Origin of the sequence: Paraburkholderia youngii (assembly GCF_013366925.1) — a bacterium.
In the GTDB taxonomy this organism is placed as follows: domain Bacteria; phylum Pseudomonadota; class Gammaproteobacteria; order Burkholderiales; family Burkholderiaceae; genus Paraburkholderia; species Paraburkholderia youngii.
The window spans coordinates 2119963-2138751 of the sequence record NZ_JAALDK010000001.1 but is presented as its reverse complement, the minus strand read 5'-3'; the positions used below and the strand labels follow the sequence as shown (position 1 = coordinate 2138751).

19 protein-coding genes and 2 pseudogenes are annotated in these 18789 nt (G+C 62.5%); 8 read left to right on the top strand and 13 right to left on the bottom strand.

The features are described from left to right. Positions 1–384 precede the first annotated feature (384 nt). A complete protein-coding gene (locus G5S42_RS09905) occupies positions 385–1347 on the top strand; it encodes a response regulator (RefSeq protein ID WP_176106583.1) in 963 nt (320 codons plus the stop codon). Between the two features lie 43 nt (positions 1348–1390). Here G5S42_RS09905 and G5S42_RS09900 read toward each other — a convergent pair whose 3' ends face one another. Continuing rightward, positions 1391–2383: an alpha/beta hydrolase gene (locus G5S42_RS09900; RefSeq protein WP_176106582.1), complete on the bottom strand. Its 993-nt coding sequence runs from the start codon at positions 2381–2383 to the stop codon at positions 1391–1393. Next, positions 2376–2912, bottom strand: coding sequence for a thioesterase family protein (locus tag G5S42_RS09895; RefSeq protein WP_176106581.1), 537 nt, complete (start codon positions 2910–2912; stop codon positions 2376–2378). The genes G5S42_RS09900 and G5S42_RS09895 overlap by 8 nt, the downstream gene beginning before the upstream one ends. A gap of 236 nt (positions 2913–3148) precedes the next feature. Here G5S42_RS09895 and G5S42_RS09890 point away from each other — a divergent pair, with 236 nt between their 5' ends. After that, positions 3149–3460: a hypothetical protein gene (locus G5S42_RS09890; RefSeq protein WP_176106580.1), complete on the top strand. Its 312-nt coding sequence runs from the start codon at positions 3149–3151 to the stop codon at positions 3458–3460. A gap of 235 nt (positions 3461–3695) precedes the next feature. On the opposite strand, the gene G5S42_RS09885 is transcribed toward G5S42_RS09890, so the two are convergent. The 7 genes from G5S42_RS09885 to phnC form a co-directional block, all read right to left on the bottom strand. Beyond that, positions 3696–5276: a TolC family protein gene (locus tag G5S42_RS09885; RefSeq protein ID WP_176106579.1), complete on the bottom strand. Its 1581-nt coding sequence runs from the start codon at positions 5274–5276 to the stop codon at positions 3696–3698. A gap of 7 nt (positions 5277–5283) precedes the next feature. Continuing rightward, positions 5284–7293 carry an FUSC family protein gene (locus tag G5S42_RS09880; protein WP_176110462.1) on the bottom strand — a complete coding sequence of 670 codons (2010 nt, stop codon included), beginning with the start codon at positions 7291–7293 and terminating at the stop codon, positions 5284–5286. A gap of 1 nt (position 7294) precedes the next feature. After that, positions 7295–8344: a multidrug transporter subunit MdtN gene (gene mdtN / locus G5S42_RS09875; protein WP_176106578.1), complete on the bottom strand. Its 1050-nt coding sequence runs from the start codon at positions 8342–8344 to the stop codon at positions 7295–7297. After that, a complete protein-coding gene (locus G5S42_RS09870; RefSeq protein ID WP_373685679.1) occupies positions 8341–8634 on the bottom strand; it encodes a hypothetical protein in 294 nt (97 codons plus the stop codon). Before G5S42_RS09870 ends, mdtN begins: the two co-directional genes overlap by 4 nt. 323 nt (positions 8635–8957) lie before the next feature. Beyond that, a complete protein-coding gene (phnE, locus tag G5S42_RS09865) occupies positions 8958–9797 on the bottom strand; it encodes a phosphonate ABC transporter, permease protein PhnE (protein ID WP_176106577.1) in 840 nt (279 codons plus the stop codon). Beyond that, complete coding sequence (gene phnD / locus G5S42_RS09860) at positions 9794–10771, bottom strand: phosphonate ABC transporter substrate-binding protein (protein WP_176106576.1); 978 nt, start codon at positions 10769–10771, stop codon at positions 9794–9796. The genes phnE and phnD overlap by 4 nt, the downstream gene beginning before the upstream one ends. Positions 10772–10830: 59 nt before the next feature. Continuing rightward, complete coding sequence (gene phnC / locus G5S42_RS09855) at positions 10831–11745, bottom strand: phosphonate ABC transporter ATP-binding protein (protein WP_176106575.1); 915 nt, start codon at positions 11743–11745, stop codon at positions 10831–10833. Positions 11746–12012: 267 nt separating this feature from the next. Between phnC and G5S42_RS09850 the strand changes: the two genes are divergently transcribed. Beyond that, positions 12013–12204, top strand: coding sequence for a hypothetical protein (locus tag G5S42_RS09850; protein WP_176106574.1), 192 nt, complete (start codon positions 12013–12015; stop codon positions 12202–12204). Between the two features lie 85 nt (positions 12205–12289). Here G5S42_RS09850 and G5S42_RS09845 read toward each other — a convergent pair whose 3' ends face one another. From G5S42_RS09845 to G5S42_RS09835, 3 genes are read right to left on the bottom strand one after another with little or no spacing between them, the layout of a single operon-like run. Beyond that, a complete protein-coding gene (locus tag G5S42_RS09845) occupies positions 12290–12724 on the bottom strand; it encodes a hypothetical protein (protein ID WP_176106573.1) in 435 nt (144 codons plus the stop codon). Next, positions 12714–13298: a lysozyme gene (locus tag G5S42_RS09840; protein ID WP_176106572.1), complete on the bottom strand. Its 585-nt coding sequence runs from the start codon at positions 13296–13298 to the stop codon at positions 12714–12716. The genes G5S42_RS09845 and G5S42_RS09840 overlap by 11 nt, the downstream gene beginning before the upstream one ends. After that, positions 13291–13761: a hypothetical protein gene (locus G5S42_RS09835; protein WP_176106571.1), complete on the bottom strand. Its 471-nt coding sequence runs from the start codon at positions 13759–13761 to the stop codon at positions 13291–13293. Before G5S42_RS09835 ends, G5S42_RS09840 begins: the two co-directional genes overlap by 8 nt. A gap of 412 nt (positions 13762–14173) precedes the next feature. On the opposite strand from G5S42_RS09835, the pseudogene G5S42_RS09830 reads away from it, so the two are divergent. The 3 genes and pseudogenes from G5S42_RS09830 to G5S42_RS09820 form a co-directional block, all read left to right on the top strand. Further along, a pseudogene (locus G5S42_RS09830) lies at positions 14174–14423 on the top strand (hypothetical protein); the annotation flags it as partial. A gap of 221 nt (positions 14424–14644) precedes the next feature. Further along, positions 14645–15235: a hypothetical protein gene (locus tag G5S42_RS09825; protein WP_312883550.1), complete on the top strand. Its 591-nt coding sequence runs from the start codon at positions 14645–14647 to the stop codon at positions 15233–15235. Continuing rightward, positions 15232–15945, top strand: a complete 714-nt coding sequence (locus G5S42_RS09820; protein WP_176106570.1) for a hypothetical protein — start codon at positions 15232–15234, stop codon at positions 15943–15945. Before G5S42_RS09825 ends, G5S42_RS09820 begins: the two co-directional genes overlap by 4 nt. A 160-nt stretch (positions 15946–16105) precedes the next feature. Here the strand turns inward: G5S42_RS09820 and G5S42_RS09815 are convergent. Continuing rightward, a pseudogene (locus G5S42_RS09815) lies at positions 16106–16405 on the bottom strand (integrase core domain-containing protein); the annotation flags it as partial. Positions 16406–16718: 313 nt separating this feature from the next. Here G5S42_RS09815 and G5S42_RS09810 point away from each other — a divergent pair. After that, positions 16719–17756 (top strand): M14 family zinc carboxypeptidase, encoded by a 1038-nt coding sequence (locus G5S42_RS09810; RefSeq protein ID WP_176106569.1) that lies wholly within the window; start codon positions 16719–16721, stop codon positions 17754–17756. Continuing rightward, positions 17753–18601 (top strand): alpha/beta fold hydrolase, encoded by an 849-nt coding sequence (locus G5S42_RS09805; RefSeq protein ID WP_176106568.1) that lies wholly within the window; start codon positions 17753–17755, stop codon positions 18599–18601. Before G5S42_RS09810 ends, G5S42_RS09805 begins: the two co-directional genes overlap by 4 nt. Positions 18602–18789 lie beyond the last annotated feature (188 nt).

Below are 18789 nucleotides of genomic sequence, written 5' to 3'. Positions count from 1 at the left end.
GCGCCGCATTTGCGCGATAGGCGCCTGCAGGAAAGCGATTTAAGTTGTGCCGTCAATGCCCGGACCCTGTACTATACGAACCATTGCAGACGACCGGCTGCCATAGTTCGATTATCCGGCGTGTAAATGTGACTTGCAGCGACTGGCTCGCAGTGCACATGCCGGCAGGCCCGCCAGACTGAGCCATCCGAGATGCACGAACAGCGTCGATAGCGGCGACGGCAGGCGGTGACCGGAAGTAGCGACAAGAACCCATTGATCATGCGGACCCGCGGGCGAGACATTGCCCGGCATACCTTGGGCAGTCGCTTTGTGAAACGCCACATCCACCAGCCGACCGGTTGGTCTGGCGCGTTCGCGGCGGCGTGGGAAACACGTGAAGATATGAACAACTTTATTCGACCTCCCGTTTTTTATCCGTCCACGGTGGTTTTCGTCGACGACAACGACAGCTACCTCGACGCGCTTCGCCGGTTTTTTCCGGGCACCTACACGAACCTGTTTTTCACGCGGCCGCAAGCGGCCCTCAACTATATCCGCCAGCACGCGCGCGAGAATTCGCTCGAATTCGCGGCGGCGTCGGCGTGTCTGAGCGAGCCGGGTGTCGAGCGCTTCGTCGAGACCTCGGCTGAACGCGACATCGTCGCGCGGCCGTCGCGCTTCGAGGAAGTGGCGGCGGTCGTCGTCGACTACGACATGCCGGGCATCGGCGGCGTCGAATTCCTGTCGTCGATCTCGCATCTGCGTTGCGCGAAGGTGTTGCTCACCGGCGTCGCCGATGAAACCGTCGCGGTGAAAGCCTTTAACGCCGGCATCGTCGATCTGTACTTGCGCAAGACCGATGCGGATTCGGCCAATCGCCTCACCCATTTCCTGAAGGACGCAAAGAGCCGCCATTGCGGGGAGTCGGGCTGGCTCGCGCTCGGTGAAAACGGCATGACCTACTGCGATCCGCGCACCCGCAAGGTGATCGACGAAGTGGTGGCCGCGCAGGGCATCGTCGAGTATTACTGGCGGCCCGAGCAGAACGTGATCCTGATGTTCGACGCCGCGGGCAACCCGAGCGTATTTGTCGCGTGGGCCGAGAACGACTGGATCTCGCAGGGCGAAATCGTCGCCGACGAGGGTGGCCCGTCCGACCTGCTGCGCCAGCTCGCCACGCGCGAGGTGATGCCACTGTTCTGGCCGGACCTCGCGTATCGTTCCGGCATGAAGTTCCGGTCGCTGACGCCGCAAAGCATTCCCGGCTGGGACGACGCGTTCTTCGGCTGGACCCGCATCGAGCCGGGCGAGGTCGGCCTCGATCTCGTCACGTTCGCGCGGTGGCGCGCTGAGCGCAATCGCTGAACCGCGCGGGAGCGCACTGGGCGCGGCGGTTAGTGTCGCTGCGCTAATGGCGTGCGCGTTCGCGGAGAAAATCGCATACAGCCCTGTGCATGGCCTGCACGCCTGGGCTCGTTTCAAGCGCGCGCCAGCATCCATGCACGAGCCCCGTGCCGATCAGCAGCCGGGCATCTCCACCAGCCTCGCGAATCCGCTCGACGAACACGCGCGCGTCGTCGCGTAGCGGGTCGTGCTCGGCGCCGATGGCCAGCGTCGGCGGCAGTCCGTCGAAGCGGCTTGCGGCGAGCGGGATCGTCCATGCGGGGCCGGGCGTGCGGTCGCCTTTCTCTTCGTCTCTTCCTCCGCTGTTTCCCCCGCTTGTCCCCCAGTACGCGTTGCGAAACTTATGCACGTCCGCGAGCGTCAGCATCGGCGCATTGGCCTCGGTGTCGCGCGCGGGTAGTTGCGGTTCGGTGCCGAGCATCGGATAAACCAGCGCGATGCCGCGCACCCCGCTCACGCCGTTGTCGCGCAAGCGCAGCGCGACGCTTGCCGCGAGCGTGCCGCCGGCGCTATCGCCGGCGAGTTGCAATCCGGCGGGGTCAGGCAGATCGAACGGCAGGCGGTCGTTCAACGCGGCACGCGTGATCTCGAGGCAGTCGTCGTGCGCGGCCGGCGCGCGATGCTCAGGCGCGAGCCGGTAGTCGACCGCGATCACGTCGAGGCCGGTGTCCGCGGCGAGGCGCGCGGTCATCATCTGATGACTGTTCAGCGAGCCGAGCACGAATCCGCCGCCATGAAAATACAGCACCGTGCCGCGGTTCGTGCCGTGTTCGCTTGCCTTCGCTCGATGCCGGTAGAGCCGAAGCGGGATCGCATGGCCCGCGTCGGTGCGAAAGCTTGCGTCCTGTGTGGTGAGTTCGCTGGGCAGCGGCGGCGTCAGCGTGGCAGCGTAACGGTCGTACAGTTCGCGCTGCTCGCGCGTCGTCATCGCCGCGTGATGCGACGGATAGAGCGCACTGGCTCGTTCGATAAACGCGGCGATTTCCGGCTCAAGCATGGTCACTCCGTTCGGGTAGTGCTTCCCGTTGCGTTGCGCAGGGCAATGCGATTACACGTCCCGCGAAACGCGCCGGCGGCAATGCCGCATGAGATTGCGCGAGTTCGTGAACGCGCGCTTTGACGTCCGGATCGAAAGCGACGCCGCGCGGTCCGCTGGTATCGACGTGCAGCAGTATCTGCTCGCCAGCGGCGACGGGATCGGTGCGTTGGCTTTGCGTCGCGTCCAGCGCAAACATTTCGAAGTACACATGCAGACGTTTCGCGTCGTATCCGAGCACGCGCATGTCGACACGCACCGGCGTGCCACGTTTGATTTCATGCAGATAGTTGACATGCGCTTCGAGCGTGTAGATCGATCGATGCCGCTCTTTGCGCACCGCATCGGGCAAGCCGATCAGATCGATCAGCTCGTCGGTCGCGAGACTGAAGATCAGAAGGTAGAACGCGTCGCGCATGTGGCCGTTGTAGTCGACCCATTCGGCGCGCACGCTGTCGCGGTAAGACGGCAGGGCAACGGGATGCGACATGAGCGTCTATCTCCTCGATCGAATGCGATGGCTGTGGCGCGTCTTTGGCGTTATCAGTGTAGTTCATCGCGTTGACGCCGCGCCGGAACGTGGTGACTTCGAATTGTGGTCGCTATGGCAACAGTGAATTCATGGTTCAGGGCTTACTGCGCGGCCTGACCGGCTCCTAAACTGGTTTTGCTGCCGCGCGAGGCTCCGCGGCAATCGGATGAAGCCATCTCTGGAGGTTGGAAATCATGAAGTCCATCAGGTCGCTGATCGAAGCAGGGGTTATCGCCGCTCTGATTGCCGCGCCAATCGCGGCGTTTGCGCAGTCGAATCAGGCCAATCAGCCGCTCTCGCGCGCGCAGGTGCACGATCCGTCCAACGCGAATTCGATGGACTATCCGGCCAATATCCAGGCGGGCGAAGCAAAGGTCGCGGGGCAAAACCAGGCTGCGCAGAACAGTGGCTACGGTGCGCCGTCGAATGGTTCGTCGCAGCGCGGCGGCCGGACCGATTTCGCGCCGACTTCTTATTCCGTGCCGGTGGTGAATTACACGCGTTGACTACACATCGTGAAATGCCCGAATTCGCGACCGTCGCTCAGCGTGACTTCGGCGATCGCACCGACCAGCGATATGCGTGAAGCAGTGCGGAGAACAGCACCGGCAGGACGACAAAGGGTTCCGTCCACAGCGGGATCGGACGAAGAGGCAAGGAAAGACCGCAGTGCGGTCGCGAGCCCGTGATCATTCCAGCAGATGCACGGCGGCAGGAAGGGGACGACGCAGCAGCGCGGCGTTAGTTGACAGGCGCGTCCAGCGGCGAGTCCGGGCCCGCACCGGCCGGAGCATCGATCGAACCCGTCGCGAGCGCAAGCGCCGCCGCCGCCGACAGCGCGCCGCTATAGCTGTCCGCGTAGGCATTCTTCGCGGCCAGCAACTGGTTCTGCGCGAGCAGCGCATCGGTGATCGAACCTACGCCGTGGCGATAGGCGTCGAACGCGGCGTCGTAGGTCGTTTGCGCGGCGGCGAGCAGTTCCTTCGCGGCGGTGTGCGCGCTCAGGCTCGTTTGCAGCGCGTTCTGCGCGCCGACGATCTGCCGCACAGCCTCTTCGCGACTGTGCGCGAGACGGGTCGATGCGCTGTCGGCGTCGTTGCGTGCCTGTGCGAGCACGGCCGAGCGGAAGCCGCCGTCATACAGCGGAATCGACACGCCGACCACCACGGTGCCGCCATAACGGTTGCCGCTCAGATTGACGGTCGGCAATTGCTGGCCGATCCCTGGCACCGCCGAAATCGACGAACTGTTCGAGTTGTACGCCGCCGACGCCGACAGGAACACTTTCGGCTTGAAGTCGGACTCGGCTGCCTTGATCTTCGCAAGGTTCGCGCGTTCCGCCGCGTAGGCGCTCAGCACGTCCGGACGCCGCGCGATCGCCGTGGCCACGATCCGGTCGATCGGCTCGCTCATCGCCGGCGATAGTGTGTGGGTAGGCATGTCGGCGATCGCGGGTTTGGCGAGTGGAGAGATGCCCATCGCGGAGATTAATGCGAGGTAACCGTTGCTTTCGGCCCCCTCGGCTTGCACGAGGCCGAGTTTTGCCTGCGCGAAGTTCTGACGAGCCTGGGCCACTTCGATCACGGTGCCTACCCCACGCTGATAGCGCGATTGCGCGGCGGACAGAATCGCGTCGGCGTTCGCGACACTTTGATTTGCGGTGCCGAGGCGAGCGCGGGCGCTCTGGTACGCGTAGAACGCGACGCTGACGTCGTAGATCACCTGCTGATGGATTGCGGTGAAGCCGATGTTGGCGACCACCGAGGCCTGCGATGCGGCCTCGACACGTGCGGCCCGCCCGCCGAAATCGAACAGCAGCCACTCCAGCGACAGCACCGAGGTCACGCCGTGCGTCTCGCCGCTGATCGACGCTTGACCGAGCTGCGACGTGTCCGAACTTTTGCCGCCCGTGTAGTGAGCCATCGCCGCGACCGACAATTGCGGCAGATAAGCACTCTTCGCGATGCCGGCCGCGAGCGCCACGTTGCGCGCATCGTTCCACGCGATGCGGGTCAACGGATTGGCCGACTCCGCGATGTCGATCAACTCGGGCAGTTCGTACGCGTGCGAGGGATCGAGCGCGGGTGGCGGCGGCACGGCGGCGAGCGCCGGATTGGCGGGCAGCTGATAGCGGGGCGTGGTCGATGCCGACGGCGCACCCGGCGCGTGAGCGCCCGGCACGATGGCGCCCGCTGCATCGGTCTGTGGCTGCCACGGCGTCGCGGAGCTGTCGGGCGCCATGTCGAGCGATGAAGTCGCGCACCCGCTCAAGCCTGCCGCGACGAATATCGCCAGCGCGATGGGCGGGTTGAGTCGACGCATGATTCGACTACTCCTTTGCCGCGTCGGCGGACGCCGCGCGTTCGAATTCGTCAAGGCGTGCGTCGCCGAGACTTTGCAGCGCGGCGCTTGGCGGGTCGGTGACGTCGGGCGCCGGCCGTTGCGTCGTGGTCGTTGCATCGACGCGGGGCGGTTGCCCATGCGCGACGGCCGCGAGCCGTTGCAGCCAGCCTTCGATCGTCGCGGCGGCGGGCTGTCGTTCGACGAGCAGCAGCATCGGCGCTTCGAGCGCGGCGAGGCCGGCCAATTCGCGGTGGTGCGCGGTGAGCCACTGTGGTCCGGGCCGCACCCACGACGGCTCGTAATGCATCAGCGCAACATCCTCGCGCAGCGCCCGGCCGCGGGCCAGCGCGGCCGCCACGTCGGCGCGTCGCGTGCCGGCGTACCCGGGCGCGGCAAGGCGTGCCCATTGCTCGCGCAGTGCGGCCAGCGCCTGTTCGACGCGCGCGGCGATGCTGATCGGCCACACCCGTGTGAACACCAGATAGACGACCACGTTGCCGATCAGGATGCCGATCGTCCGGTCCCGCGCGATCGTCAGATCGAAGGCGGGCTCCGCGCCCTGGATCACGCAGAGGAAGAACGCGAACGCGATCTGAAAGCCCGCATACGCAATGCGCGGCGAGCCGAATGCAACCCACGCCGACAAGCCCGCGCCGATGGCCACGACCGCCATCAACTCGCCGATCGAGGTCAGCGCGGGCATCAGGAACACGATCGCTGCGGTGCCCGCGAGCGCGCCGGCGATACAACCGGCGATGCGCAGCGCCAGTTTCTCGACGGTCTCGGCGGTGCTGCCGAGCGACACGACGTAGACAGTGATGAAGCAGGTGTGGATGCCGGGCCAGTCGAGCTGCGAGTACAGCAGATAGCAGAACATCGCCGCGACTGTGGTCTTCAGCGCGTAGCGGACGTGGTCGAGATTCGTGAAAGCGTCGGCGGCGAAGAAGCCGGCGTGCGGCGCGGGCGGCGCCGGTTGCGAGGGCGCGTCGTGCGCGGCTCCGGATTCGACAGTGGGCTCGGCAAACCGCGTGATCGTATCGTGCAGCGTGTCGGCTACCGCACGTGCGAGCGGAGTGAGCGGCGCCGACGAGGGCAACGTCAGTTCGATGTCGACCGGGTAGCCGCCAGCGTCGAGCATGCGCGCCATCTCCTCCAGCGTAGTCGCGATCGGTTCGACGAACGAAGCCGGCAGGCGCGCCGACGCTTCGCCGCACGCGAGGTCGACCGCGGCTAGCAGCATGACGCTCGACACCGCGGCACGTTGGAGCGCAACGACATCGGCTCGCAGCGACGTTCCTTCCAGAGCGGACATCTTCAGCCACGAGCCGATCTCCGCGTTGCCTTTGCGCAGCGCCGCGTCGAGCGCATCGCGCGTGGGGCCGGGTTCGCGCAGGCCACGCGCGGCGAGGCGCAGACGTTCGGCCAGTTCGCGCGACGCGAGCCGACGCGGCGACGGCGCGCACACGAGACTGACCGCGACCGACATACCGGCCGGAATCGCGACGAACAGCCACGCATACAGCAGCGCGCGAGTCGCCAGTTCGCCGACCGGCACGCGGCCCAGTTGGTCGAGCGCAAAGCCGACGATCATCGCGACGATGGCGCCCACCGGCCGTAGCTTGCTTGCCGACGTGACGAACAGCAGACTCGCCGACAGCAAGGCCATGGCCGCGACGCGCAACGGCGGATAGTCGACCACGACGATAGCCACCGCCAGCACGAGGCCGATTACGATGCTGACGAGCACCAGAAGCGCCACGCCGGTCACGAAGCTGGTGGTCCGGTCGGGCCGGATCATGAAGAACACGATGTAGGCCGACAGTGCCGCTTCGGGCGTGCCGTACGCGCTCGTGACCCATACCGTCAGTGCGCAGATCAGCGCGACGCGTGCCGCGGTCGCGGCGCGTCCGGGAAAAGGCGCAAGGAGTTTCAACAGGTCGGCGACGCCGGGCCGCAGCGGACGCTCGACGTAACCGGCGGCGGCCGCGCTGTCCATGTCAACGGCACGCCGCGCCATGCCTCACCTCGACGATCGCACTCGCGCCGACGCGCACCAGTCGCTCGGCCGGTTCGTCGAGCAGCACGCGCACCGGGAAGCGCTGCGCGACTCGCACCCAGTTCACCGACGACTGCACCAGCGGCAGCGAGCGCGGCAGGTTGAGCCGATCCGTATCGGAGACCCCCGCGCTGATGCCGACGACCTTGCCGTGAATCGGCTGGCTGCGGTCGATCATCGAATACACGGTCGCGCAATCGCCAGGCGCGATCCGTGAGAGTGCGCCTTCGCGAAAGTTCGCGACAGCGAACCATTCGTCCGCGTGGACGAGGGTGAAGATCGACTGATTCGGTGCGACCGTTTCACCGGCCAGCACGAAAAGGCCGGTGACGTAGCCGTTGTGCGGCGCGCGCACCACGGTTTCATCGAGATTGTGCTGGGCGAGCGCGAGCGCGGCTTCGCGCGCGTGCACGGCGGCGATTGCATCGGCATCGTCGCCGATCGTCTGGGCGCTCGCCTGCTTCTGCTCGCGCGCCTGACTGAGCGACAGCCCGGCTTCGTGCTGCGCAACCTGCGCCTGATCGAGTTGCTGGGCCGGTACGTAGCCTTTCGCCGCCAGCGGCGCGAGGCGCTCCACGTTGCGCGTCGCGAGCGCGTAGGTGTGCGCCGCCTTGCTGGCCTGATCTCCGGCGACCGCCGCGTTGGCGCGCTCGCCCGTGATCGTCCTGCGACGAGTTTCGAGCGCTGCGCGCGCGAGCTCGAGATCGGCCCGCGCCTGCGCGACGATGAGGCGGTACGGCACGGGATCGATTTCGAACAGCAGGTCGCCTTGTGCGACCCGCTGGTTTTCCTGCACCGCAAGCCTGACGATGCGTCCGCCGACCGGTGTCGCGATATGCACGACGTCGGCGTCGATCGTCGCGTCGTCGGTGGAGGGGAAGCGCGTCGTGCGGTCGTAGGCGAAATACGCGGCCGCAAGGCCGATCAGGATAATCGCGCCCGCGATCAGGCGGCCTTTGAGCGGAGCCCTCGATGTGCCGGCCATTTTCATAGCAGGTGTCCCGTGCCCGAAAGCCAGACGAGCACCGCGACCGTGAGTCCGATCGCGAGGCAGACGGAAAGCTGAAGCGGGACGATCGATGCCCAGCCTGTCGCAACGAACAGGCGATGGGCGAGCAGCGCCGCGAGCAGGCCTATTACGCCGCCGAGCAGCCAGATAGGGAAGTACGCGCCGAAGATCTCGAACGATGGCGCGCCGCGCAGCACGCACCCGGCCAGCAACAGGCTCGGGGCGGCGATGACCGCCAGACGCTGGGTGCCGCGCATAGCTACGTTTGTCATACGTTCCAAGGCCGAGCAGGGCATCGCCGCAGCGACACGATCGTCGCGCGTTGCGAGAATCGCAATATCTGAAGAGGACTTTACCAGTAGCCGACGGTCGATTGGATCGTCCGAGGTACTTTCTCTCCTCCATAAATACACCAGGAGCCCGGCGCGGAAAAGGGGACGAGGCGTTGCTGGCTGGCGGAAGACTTTCCGGGGAAGTGTGCTGTCGGGCAACTCGAAGGCAAATTTGAGCCGGGGAGACAATGAAAAACGGGCAAAGCGCCGTACGCTTTGCCCGTTGTCTTTCAGAACTGAAGCGCGGTGCGCTCCAACGGTGTTCAGATCACCCGCTCACGCAACCACGCCGAGCCGAGGTCGATCACCGTCACGACGACGATCACCATGATCATCACGGCGGCCGTCTGCGCATAGTTGAACGAGCGGATCGCCTCGTACAGCACGACCCCGATGCCGCCCGCGCCGACCATGCCGACCACCATCGCCGAGCGCACGTTCGACTCGAAGCGATACAGCGCGTACGAGATCCACAGCGGCAGCACTTGCGGCAGCACCGCATAGACGATTTCGTCGAGGCGCGTGGCGCCGGTGGCGCGCACGCCTTCGGCCGGGCGCGGATCGATTGCCTCGACCGCTTCGGCGAACAGCTTGGCGAGCACGCCCGTCGTATGTACCCACAGCGCGAGCACGCCGGCGAACGGCCCCAGGCCGACCGCGACGATGAACAGCATCGCGAAGACCATTTCATTGATCGCGCGGCACGCGTCCATCAGGCGGCGCACCAGTTGCAGAAGCCATTGCGGCGCGAGATTGTGGGAGGACATCAGTCCAAAAGGCACCGCGCAGACGAGCGAAAGCGCGGTACCCCAGATCGCGACCGCCAGCGTCACGTACATCTCGTGCAAGTAGGTGCGCCACTCGGTGAAGTCGGGCGGAAAGAAGTCCGCCGCGAACGTGCCCATGTTGGCGGAGTCGCTGAGCAGATCGAGCGGACGCATGTCGGCGCCGTGCCACGCGCCGCCGAGCACCGCAAGCACCGCGATCCAACCGAGCAACGACCACCAGCTGCGCTTGCCGGCACGATCTTTCGATTGCGCCGCCTGAGCGGCGGCCGCTTCGCTCGCGCGCGCCGGCGACACGATCAGATCGGTCGTGTTCATTGCTTCTGCTGTGCGGCGCCGAGCGCGCTCAGCTTCGCGTCGAGCGCGGCCAATTGCGTCTTGCGGTCGCTATCTGACAGATGCGTATCGCTCTCGATCTTCTGCTTCTGCTGGAACAGCACGATCTGGCGGATCGGCAGCAGTTGCTGATCCGACGATGCCGAGAAGCCGCTGTAACCGGTGATGGCGGCCATCACTGCTTTTTCGTGCGGACCGGTCTTCGCGTAGTTCAGGAAGAATGTGCGCAGCTTGTCCTTCGTCGCTTGAGGCAGATCCTTGCGCCACACCAGCGGGTCCGACGGAATCAGCGGCGAGGTCCACAGCACACGCACCTGCGCGTACTTGTCCGGATGCTGTTGCTTCAGCGTGTCCATCATCTCGCTGTTGTTGGTCGCGATGTCGATCTTGTTGTTGACGACGGCCAGAAGATTCGCCTCATGGCTCGACGGCAGCACGCTCTTGAACGACGTTTTGACCGGCGCGTTGTGCTTCGCGAACAGGTAGTAGCCCGGCACCAGCGTGCCCGAGGTCGAGTTCGGATCGCCGAAGCCGAGCGTGACGCTCTTCGTGTCCTTGAACACGTCGTCGAGCGTCTTGAAGCGGCTGTTCACATTGGTGATCAGCAGCGAGTAGTAGCCGCTTTGGCCGTCCGCGTGCTCGACTTTGGCAAATACTTCGCCATTCGAACGATCGACGGCTTCGATCGCCGACGCATTGCCGAAATAGCCGACCTGCACCTTGTTGAAGCGCATGCCTTCGATGATGCCCGCGTAGTCGGTCGCGAAGAATGCCTTCACGTCCAGGCCGGTCTGTTTCCTCATGTCATCGATCAGCGGTTCCCAGCGTTGCTTGAGCACCGCCGACGAATCGGTCGAGATGATGCCGAGGTTGATGTCCTCGGCGTGGGCCGCGGCGACACAGGTAAAAGCGGCAGCGCCGGCCGCGAGCGTGATCAGGGAGCGCAGGAGTTTCATCGGTTGAGGTCCGGTTGAGTGGATGGAGCGAATCAGGAGGTCGCGACGGCGTGCGCGCTTCAGTTCGACGGCGCGGCGTTCAGCGCGAACGCGTAGCGCGCGGCGGCGGGGCCGGTGTCCGGCCGCGCGGGGGCGGCGGTGTCGGGGGCGTCGGGCGCGTCGTGAGTGTCGTCGGCGTCGTGCGTCGCGTCGTCGAACAGTTCGCGCGCATCGTCGCCGTAGAGTTTCTTTAGCACCGCCGGCGTCAGCGCATTGGAAGGGCCGTCGTAGACCACCTTGCCGCGACGCAGTGCGACTGTGCGCGGGCAGTACTGCATCGCGATATCGACCTGGTGCAGCGACACCAGCACCGTGATCCGATGCTCGACGTTCAGCGCTTGCAGCATGTCCATCACGCGACGCGACGACTCGGGATCGAGCGACGCGATCGGCTCGTCGGCGAGGACGATTTGCGCGCGCTGCACCAGCGCCCGCGCGAGCGCGGCCCGTTGCTGCTGACCGCCCGACAGGTTCGCGGCCCGCTCGCGCGCATGCTCGCCGATGCCGACCTCGTGCAGCGCGGCCAGCGACAACGCGCGCTCCGCCCGCGGGAAGCGGCCGGAGAGACGCCGCCACCACGGCAGGCGTGCGAGCGCGCCGATCAGCACGTTGGTTTCGACCGACAGCCGGTTCACCAGATTGAACTGCTGGAACACGAAGCCGATGTCGCGGCGAATGCTGCGTACTTCACGCACGATGCGGCCGTTCTGCTGGATCGGCCGGCCGAGAATCTCGATCTGCGACGGCTGCGCGTCCGACGCGGTAAAGCCCGCGATATGCCGCAGCAACGTCGATTTTCCCGAGCCCGACGCGCCGATCAGCGCGACCATTTCACCGGGCGCGACGCGCAGATCGATTTCGTCGAGCGCTTTACGGCCGTTGCCGAACGTTTTGCTCAAACGTTCGATTCGAATAGCTTCCCGGATCGCTTCCATCTGTATTCCCTCGATGCATCCGGACACTGCCGGCATGTGTGGGTCTCATTCTAGAAAGCGACTGTGACGGTTGAGTGAAGGCATCGCAACGTCTAGACGACTATATCTTTCTGTGTCGAATTTTCCCGCGGCGTCATGTGTCGTCGGGATGGCAGAACGAAGTCAGCTTGAAGTCGCTGATTTGAACGGAGAGTGACATACGGATGACATGATTTGCGATTCTCGCTGACGCTACGGAAGGCGTGAACGCGAAACTGGCGGCGATGGATGCTTCGTGGACGCAACACTAACCAGTTTCGATCCCTGTCGATAAAGGCGGCGCAATGCCGCCTTTTTTTCGCCCTGCGCCAGCAGGAATATGCAATTGAAATCGAGATACCCGACACAGTCGTTAATAGTTGTATCGAGTTCATCGGCGACATGGCCTATGCGAAGTGGTGGTGCCGGTTCGTCGCGTGACACGGCGCGCGATCTGCCACGACGCACCGCCCAAATGAAAGCCCCGCCGAAGCGGGGGCATGGTTGACGTGCGTCTATATGATCTTCAATCCGTTTTGATCGAATCGAGGTCGCGCAGGAACTCGTTTTGCTGCTTCCGAATTGAATAGTGGCAACGGGCCGCCATCACATCATATAGTTCTATGTGATTTCTTTTTGCTCTTTCCTTTGCTGACGGATATTCAATTTTAATCGCAAGATCGCAAGCTTTCACAGCGTCATCTTGCACTCGCATATAACGGATCAACTCGATCTTGTTCGTTCTGGAAACGCCGTGCGCGACCAAAATTGCATTAGAAACCTTCTTGTTATCAGCCTCCAGGCTCCTGGCATGATCTTCGTAACAATCGAAGTCTCCGAATCCACCACCGCCTAGATATTGTAGACAGTTCGAATCATCTATAGCTTCGTCGGCATATATTGAATGAAAGCCGCCCAAAGCCACTACTAATACAAAACATTTGATAAGTCTATATGACAATGCCTTTCCCGTGCTGTGCATCATAATTCCCTGTTTCAAAAAGTCGTGCCTCAAGTGCGCGCCTCCATTCAATTCCTCGCGCGCGATACGCGCGAATATAGGCCGGTAATTTACCGTATTCTGCGGTGTTGACCTTGTCAACCAGCTCTGCAATTCCATGTCCCGGTCCGGCGTTAAAAGCCATGCTTACTAGTGCATCATATTCATACTGGAGCAACGGAACCCGTATCCGGCGATTAATGGCAGACTCACATTCTTCAAAATTTGTTTTTGCGAGTTGTCGCGCACGCTCCACTGAAATCACATCGCCAACGTGCAGATGATCTGAGGGAAGAACCTTATGCCCGAATCCAACTGTAGGATATCCCTTGCTATCAACATAGACTTTAAGGATCATCCCATCAACAACGGGCAAGCCCTTATAAGTTCCGTTCAAAACGCCACTTTCACACACGGCCATAAACGCCAATCCATCATTCGAAAGACGCCAGGGTTTGCCGTGCCTACTGCAATGCACGTCAACACACGAATTCGGGTCTGTATTTGTTAGTACTGTTGCAAGCGCATCAGGCATTGCGCCCCCTATGACCGATGTAAATGTCGATGGATTGCGCGCCGCGTGTCCTGTACCGGGCTGTACGCCCCGCGTGATCTGTAACGCCGTGCGTCAGTTCGCCCGATGGCAAACGGACCGTATAAAGGGTTTCGGGTAGCGCGCGCCCGTTGTGGTCTTTTAGCGTGAACTGTTCATCGAACGGGCCCGCAGATCGATTGCGACAGCGGCATTCGTCGTCTTGCCCTAAAGCCCGCGTCATGTCGTAACCAGTTGGGAGAGCCCTGATCGCATTAATCGAAATCCACTCTCCGGTTTTCTTGTTCGTCGTCATTGCGTGAGGCATATCAGTAAATCCTTTGTATATCTTGAATGTAATACGACAACCAAGACATTCCCGGCCATCTGATCCCTCGAACATATCCGAAAAGCCAGCCTTCATTTCTTCAATGATCTCCTTTGCGGAGCGCATTCTTTCGTACATTGGACATCCATAGGTTAATTGTCGATCTCAGACCATCAGACCTCGACCATGCGTAACAATGGCACCAGTGTCCGACGGGCTATGGTTCAGGTTGAAGCACACCCGCGAATAAACCATCCAAGATGCTTAGCCGTCAACCGCCTTAAATCGGGATAAGGGCGTTTTGACAACTATTTACGACTGTGTCCGGTATCTTGATTTCTATTGCATATTCCTGCTGGCGCAGGATGAAAGAATGGCGACATTGAGTCGCCCTATCGTTATGGATTGAACCCGGTCAGTGCTTCGTTGAGGAAGGATTCGTAACGGCCACTCTGTCCAAAACGGGCTTATCCCGATTTAAAGCGGTTGACCGTGGTCCGTTTCGATGATTAATTCGCGAGGCGTCGTCTGAAAACTCTTGAGGAGTGTAATGGAGCAACTGAATCAGCAAAGCAGTGGAAAGGATTGGACAGTCGAGGAAGAATGCGACCTTTGCCGTATCACCTATTTCGATCTATTCAAACTTCCCGCCGACGCCGCGCGCTCAGGCCCTGAACGCTGGAACCGGCGAGTTCTTTCCGTTTGACAGGGTTCGTAAGATGAAATCCGGTTATGCCATGGCCGAAGCGCTGGGTTACGCATGGGCGTGCAATTGTCGCGGACGCAAGGCAGCGCCGAAGTTTGAGGAACTCGAGCAATATTTCGAGCTTGTTGACGCGAAGACCAAGTCTCCCGTCGAAGGGATGACCTATAGGCTATCCAGCGATGGTCAATGTCTTGTCGACGACGCGACGCTGGCAGGCGGGAGAACGCGCGCGTTCTCATTGAAGCGGCATCCGAATCTAACCTTCGTGGCGTGGCGTGAGGGGGATGTGCGAGGAGCGGCGCAATCAGCCAGGAGGTGCGATTGCTTGCCGCGATCGCTTACGGGGAGGCATCCACGGCCAACGACCCGCATGAAATCGGGGGAATTGCGTTTGCCGTGGCAAATCGGTGTCGTGCATGGGGCGGAAAGACCGTGTCCGAGTTGCGCGCCGCAGACCCGAACTATTCCTACGCATGGGATGGTTCCAACGCTAGATTCAACAAATTGATGCGTGCCACTGACAGTGAAATTGAACCGAATCCTGGGATTAAGCTGGCTCTCGATTGGGCTCAAAAGGCATTAGCCAACGATGGACCGGACCCGTCGAACGGTGCATTCTGGTGGGACGGGCTGGACTTCAAGACCAGATACGCGAGCCGTCCCAAGGTGCTAGACGGGTTCAAATGGGGCTCCCCATCTGACAACATTTTCGGCGTGCCAGAGAAGCGGCGCGAAGTCATCAAGTATTGGAGAGTCCGTAATAAGAAGACTGGGCAAATCGTCGACGGCGGCGAACGCGGCCGCTACGATTCGGTATGGGTTTCGACGGCCGCTCACGGTGGCACCGTATTTTGGCGGCACAACCCAGATTACCTGAACGCTAACGGAGCAAAGGCATACCGATGAAATCCACCGTGATGCTGATGGCGGCTCTGGCCGTCATGTCGAGCAATGCACACGCGGTCCGATCTTACGACAGTTACGATGCGCTCTATTCCGCCCAGCCGGGCGTGGTGTTCGGTGCCCCGATCAAGCAACCTGCCGGGCCTCTCCAACTTTATTCAGATCTCGGGGGGCAGGGTAGTTACACGGAACTGAGAACCACTCTGGACGGAAAGCCTGTGCGAATCGAGGTTGCAGAGAATCGCATAACGGTCAATGGCAAAAGCTATCGCTTTGCGCGCGCGACGACGTTTCCGGATGAGTATGCAATAGACATTTATCCGGGCAACGCTCAGGTGTTCTTGGCGGGAGGGACGAGCAATCGTCCTCCGCTTCTGTGTATGGAAGAGTACGGCAGTGGTTCAGGCGAAGCCGACCGGCACCAGCAGATATTCCTTTTGGTGAACCCTCTAGCTCGCAAGCCGACATTGTTGCATCTGCCAAGTCTGCTTTCGTCATGTCTGGCTGTAGTGGCGACGAAGGACGGCAAGCTTGCCTTTCCGAAGAACAGTTACCTGTTCGATGATGCACAAGAATCCCGCGTTGGGTTGTTAGTGACGTACTACGCGTTTGAGAATCAGCGCTTTGTCCCGGTCCCGGCTCTAAGCCAACTTCGGCTCAGATTTGCGCAGCCAGAGATACCGTTTCAATTTTCGGTCCAAGACAAGAACTAAGCGACCGACCATCTCCCCTCGCGCCGGCTTACTTACAGAGCCGGTATCGGGTTGCCGATCTGAGGACTGTCACTTGCAGATGATGTGAGCATCCTACGATGGTGAACCGCTTTGGTTTTCTGGACATGTAGCAGTGTTAGTGTCTGGCCTTTCATGAGCCTTATGCCGACGACCGAAGACTGTGCTGCCGGGCAAATTCGCCCAGTGTTAAATCGTCCAGCGCCATGTGAGGCCGGGTCTCATTGTAGTCCCGCCGCCAGGCCTCGATCTGGCGTTTCGCTTCCGCCAGAGATTCGAACCAGTGCAGGTTCAGGCATTCGTCCCGGAATGAGCAACCGTTGAATGTTTGGATGAAGCTGTTATCCGTCGGTTTGGCTGGACGGCTGAGGTCGATCTGTACCTTGTAGTGGTACGCCCATATGTCCAGCAGACGACCAGAGAACTCGCTCCCGTTGTCGGCGCTTTCCGGGAAGTCCAGTCAATTCCGTGCTTCCGAGTCTGGTTAACTGTGCGTTAGTCCGACGAGTTTCGTTTCCCGGCATGCCCGAGTCGATGTTTACGAATTCACGGGGTGCGTCAGCTGCGTCAAGCGTTTGCATCTGCTTATCTCCTTGTCTCTAACCGCGGCACGGCCCACGCATCGACGCGGCGCTAGACCTCGATCCCACGCAGCTGCCGCTTGGCTGGACGCCCGCGCCTACTGACACACAGCCAGGCTATAGTGCGTCTTTCCCGGCCGCCCTTAAAAATCCCGACACCCCGGTCACGCCGTCATGCCGACACCTTTGAGCTTCCTTCCGGACAGTTTTGCCGAATATGAAGATCTCAAGTCAATCCTCGACCAGGGCAGGGCGAGCTTCGAAATCCGCGCGATCTGCGAGACCGAGGTACGCAGCCGGCGCTTTTCCATCTATACCGCGAGCATCGGTTCATCCGATCCGCTCGCGCCGGCCATTGGCTTTTTCGGCGGCATTCACGGGCTCGAGCGAATCGGTTCGCAACTCGTGCTCGACTATATGCGCTCGCTGCTCGCGCGGCTCGAATGGGACGAACTGCTGGTGCGTGAATTGCAGTCCATCCGGCTGATCTTTTTACCGATCGCGAATCCCGGCGGCATGTGGGCAGCGACGCGTGCCAATCCGCGCGGCGTCGACCTGATGCGCAACGCACCGCAAGACGCCGACGCGCGTGTGCCTCTGCTTGCGGGCGGCCAGCGCGTCGGCGCGTGGCTACCGTGGTATCGCGGCCGCGCGGGCGAGCCGATGGAGGTCGAGGCGGCCGCACTGCTGCACGTGGTCGAAACGCAACTCGCCGCGCGGCCGCTGAGCATCGCGCTCGATTGCCATTCCGGCTACGGCTGGAGCGACAGCATCTGGTTTCCGTACGCGCGAACCCGTCAGCAGATGCCGCATCTTCCCGAGATGTACATGCTGAAGAGCATGTTCGAACACGCGCATCCGCATCACGGCTACACGTTCGAGCCGCAAAGCCATCAGTATCTGCTGCACGGCGATCTGTGGGACTACGCGTACGACCGCACGCCGGTGCCGAACATCTTCCTGCCGATGACGCTCGAACTCGGCTCGTGGCTGTGGATCAAGAAGAACCCGCGCCAGTTGTTTTCGCGGCAGGGCATGTTCAATCCGGTCATGGAGCATCGCACCGCGCGCGTGCTGCGGCGCCATGCGAACCTGTTCGACTTCCTCGCGCGCGCGGCGTTTTCGTCGCGGCGCTGGCTGCCGCAAGGCAACCATCGCGAGCAGTTGCTGCAAAGCGCGCTCGACCACTGGTACAGGCCGGATCGCGAATGAGCACATGGATCCTGCTGCGCGGACTGACGCGCGAAACGCGGCATTGGGGGCGCTTGCCGGCGGCGTTGCGCGAAACCCTGGGCCAGAGCCCGGACGCCGCCACCCCCAACGCAACGACCACGACCGGCCTCCGTTTGCTGCTGCTCGATCTGCCGGGCAACGGTGAATATGTGCGGCGGCGCGCGCCCGCGAGCGTCGCGGGCATCGTCGCCTTCGTGCGGCAGGCGGCGCTCGAAACGGGCATGCCGGGCCCCTACAACATAATCGCGATGTCGCTCGGCGGCATGGTCGCGACCGACTGGGCACAGCGGCATCCCGGCGAAATCGAACGGCTCGTGCTGATCAATACGAGCATGCGGCCATTCAGCCGCATGCACGAGCGGCTGCGGCCCTCGGCGTGGCCGGGTCTGCTCGGCGTCGCCGCGCATTGGGGTGATGCAACCGATGCCGAGAGCGGTATCCATCGCCTCACGTGCAACAACCTCGACACCTTGGGAGCCGATCTCGCCGCTTGGACCAACATCCGCCGCAGCGCACCGGTGAGTCGCGCGAATGCGCTGCGGCAATTGTGGGCGGCCGCCCGCTTTAGCGCGGCGCCCGCCGCGCCGGGGTGTGCACTGCTGATTTTGTCATCGGCGGCAGATGGGCTCGTCAATCCGGTCTGTTCGGCGAAGCTCGCGTCGGCGTGGGGCGCGCCGCATCGCGAGCATCCGTGGGCCGGCCACGACTTGCCGCACGACGATCCCGCGTGGACCGCCGCGCAGATTCGCGCGTGGCTCACTCAGCGCGCCGACGACAGCAATGCGGCCGTGCCGGGACCCGCACCGGCCAAGCCCGCGCGTTGAGCCTCGCGCGGCATTGCCGCGCCGCAGCGACGCGGCCCTTTCCAACCCAACTGTGACAATTCTTCGACGACCCGTCAGCGGGTATTACCTGACTGCGCGAAACGGACGCATTGCACACTGCAGGCGCATAATTCCAAGTCAGACGTTGCCTGCGAATCACGCGATACTCACCATTGCCGCCAGCCAGG

Coding starts and splice junctions, on each gene's coding strand:
- G5S42_RS09805 (WP_176106568.1), top strand. CDS start 17,753: ATGAGCACATGGATCCTGCTGCGCGGACTGACGCGCGAAACGCGGCAT.
- G5S42_RS09820 (WP_176106570.1), top strand. CDS start 15,232: ATGAAATCCACCGTGATGCTGATGGCGGCTCTGGCCGTCATGTCGAGC.
- mdtN (WP_176106578.1), bottom strand. CDS start 8,344: ATGAAAATGGCCGGCACATCGAGGGCTCCGCTCAAAGGCCGCCTGATC.
- phnD (WP_176106576.1), bottom strand. CDS start 10,771: ATGAAACTCCTGCGCTCCCTGATCACGCTCGCGGCCGGCGCTGCCGCT.
- G5S42_RS09905 (WP_176106583.1), top strand. CDS start 385: ATGAACAACTTTATTCGACCTCCCGTTTTTTATCCGTCCACGGTGGTT.
- G5S42_RS09840 (WP_176106572.1), bottom strand. CDS start 13,298: ATGCCTGATGCGCTTGCAACAGTACTAACAAATACAGACCCGAATTCG.
- G5S42_RS09810 (WP_176106569.1), top strand. CDS start 16,719: ATGCCGACACCTTTGAGCTTCCTTCCGGACAGTTTTGCCGAATATGAA.
- G5S42_RS09870 (WP_373685679.1), bottom strand. CDS start 8,634: ATGACAAACGTAGCTATGCGCGGCACCCAGCGTCTGGCGGTCATCGCC.
- phnE (WP_176106577.1), bottom strand. CDS start 9,797: ATGAACACGACCGATCTGATCGTGTCGCCGGCGCGCGCGAGCGAAGCG.
- G5S42_RS09835 (WP_176106571.1), bottom strand. CDS start 13,761: ATGTACGAAAGAATGCGCTCCGCAAAGGAGATCATTGAAGAAATGAAG.
- G5S42_RS09885 (WP_176106579.1), bottom strand. CDS start 5,276: ATGCGTCGACTCAACCCGCCCATCGCGCTGGCGATATTCGTCGCGGCA.
- phnC (WP_176106575.1), bottom strand. CDS start 11,745: ATGGAAGCGATCCGGGAAGCTATTCGAATCGAACGTTTGAGCAAAACG.
- G5S42_RS09880 (WP_176110462.1), bottom strand. CDS start 7,293: ATGGACAGCGCGGCCGCCGCCGGTTACGTCGAGCGTCCGCTGCGGCCC.
- G5S42_RS09900 (WP_176106582.1), bottom strand. CDS start 2,383: ATGCTTGAGCCGGAAATCGCCGCGTTTATCGAACGAGCCAGTGCGCTC.
- G5S42_RS09890 (WP_176106580.1), top strand. CDS start 3,149: ATGAAGTCCATCAGGTCGCTGATCGAAGCAGGGGTTATCGCCGCTCTG.
- G5S42_RS09895 (WP_176106581.1), bottom strand. CDS start 2,912: ATGTCGCATCCCGTTGCCCTGCCGTCTTACCGCGACAGCGTGCGCGCC.
- G5S42_RS09850 (WP_176106574.1), top strand. CDS start 12,013: ATGCTTCGTGGACGCAACACTAACCAGTTTCGATCCCTGTCGATAAAG.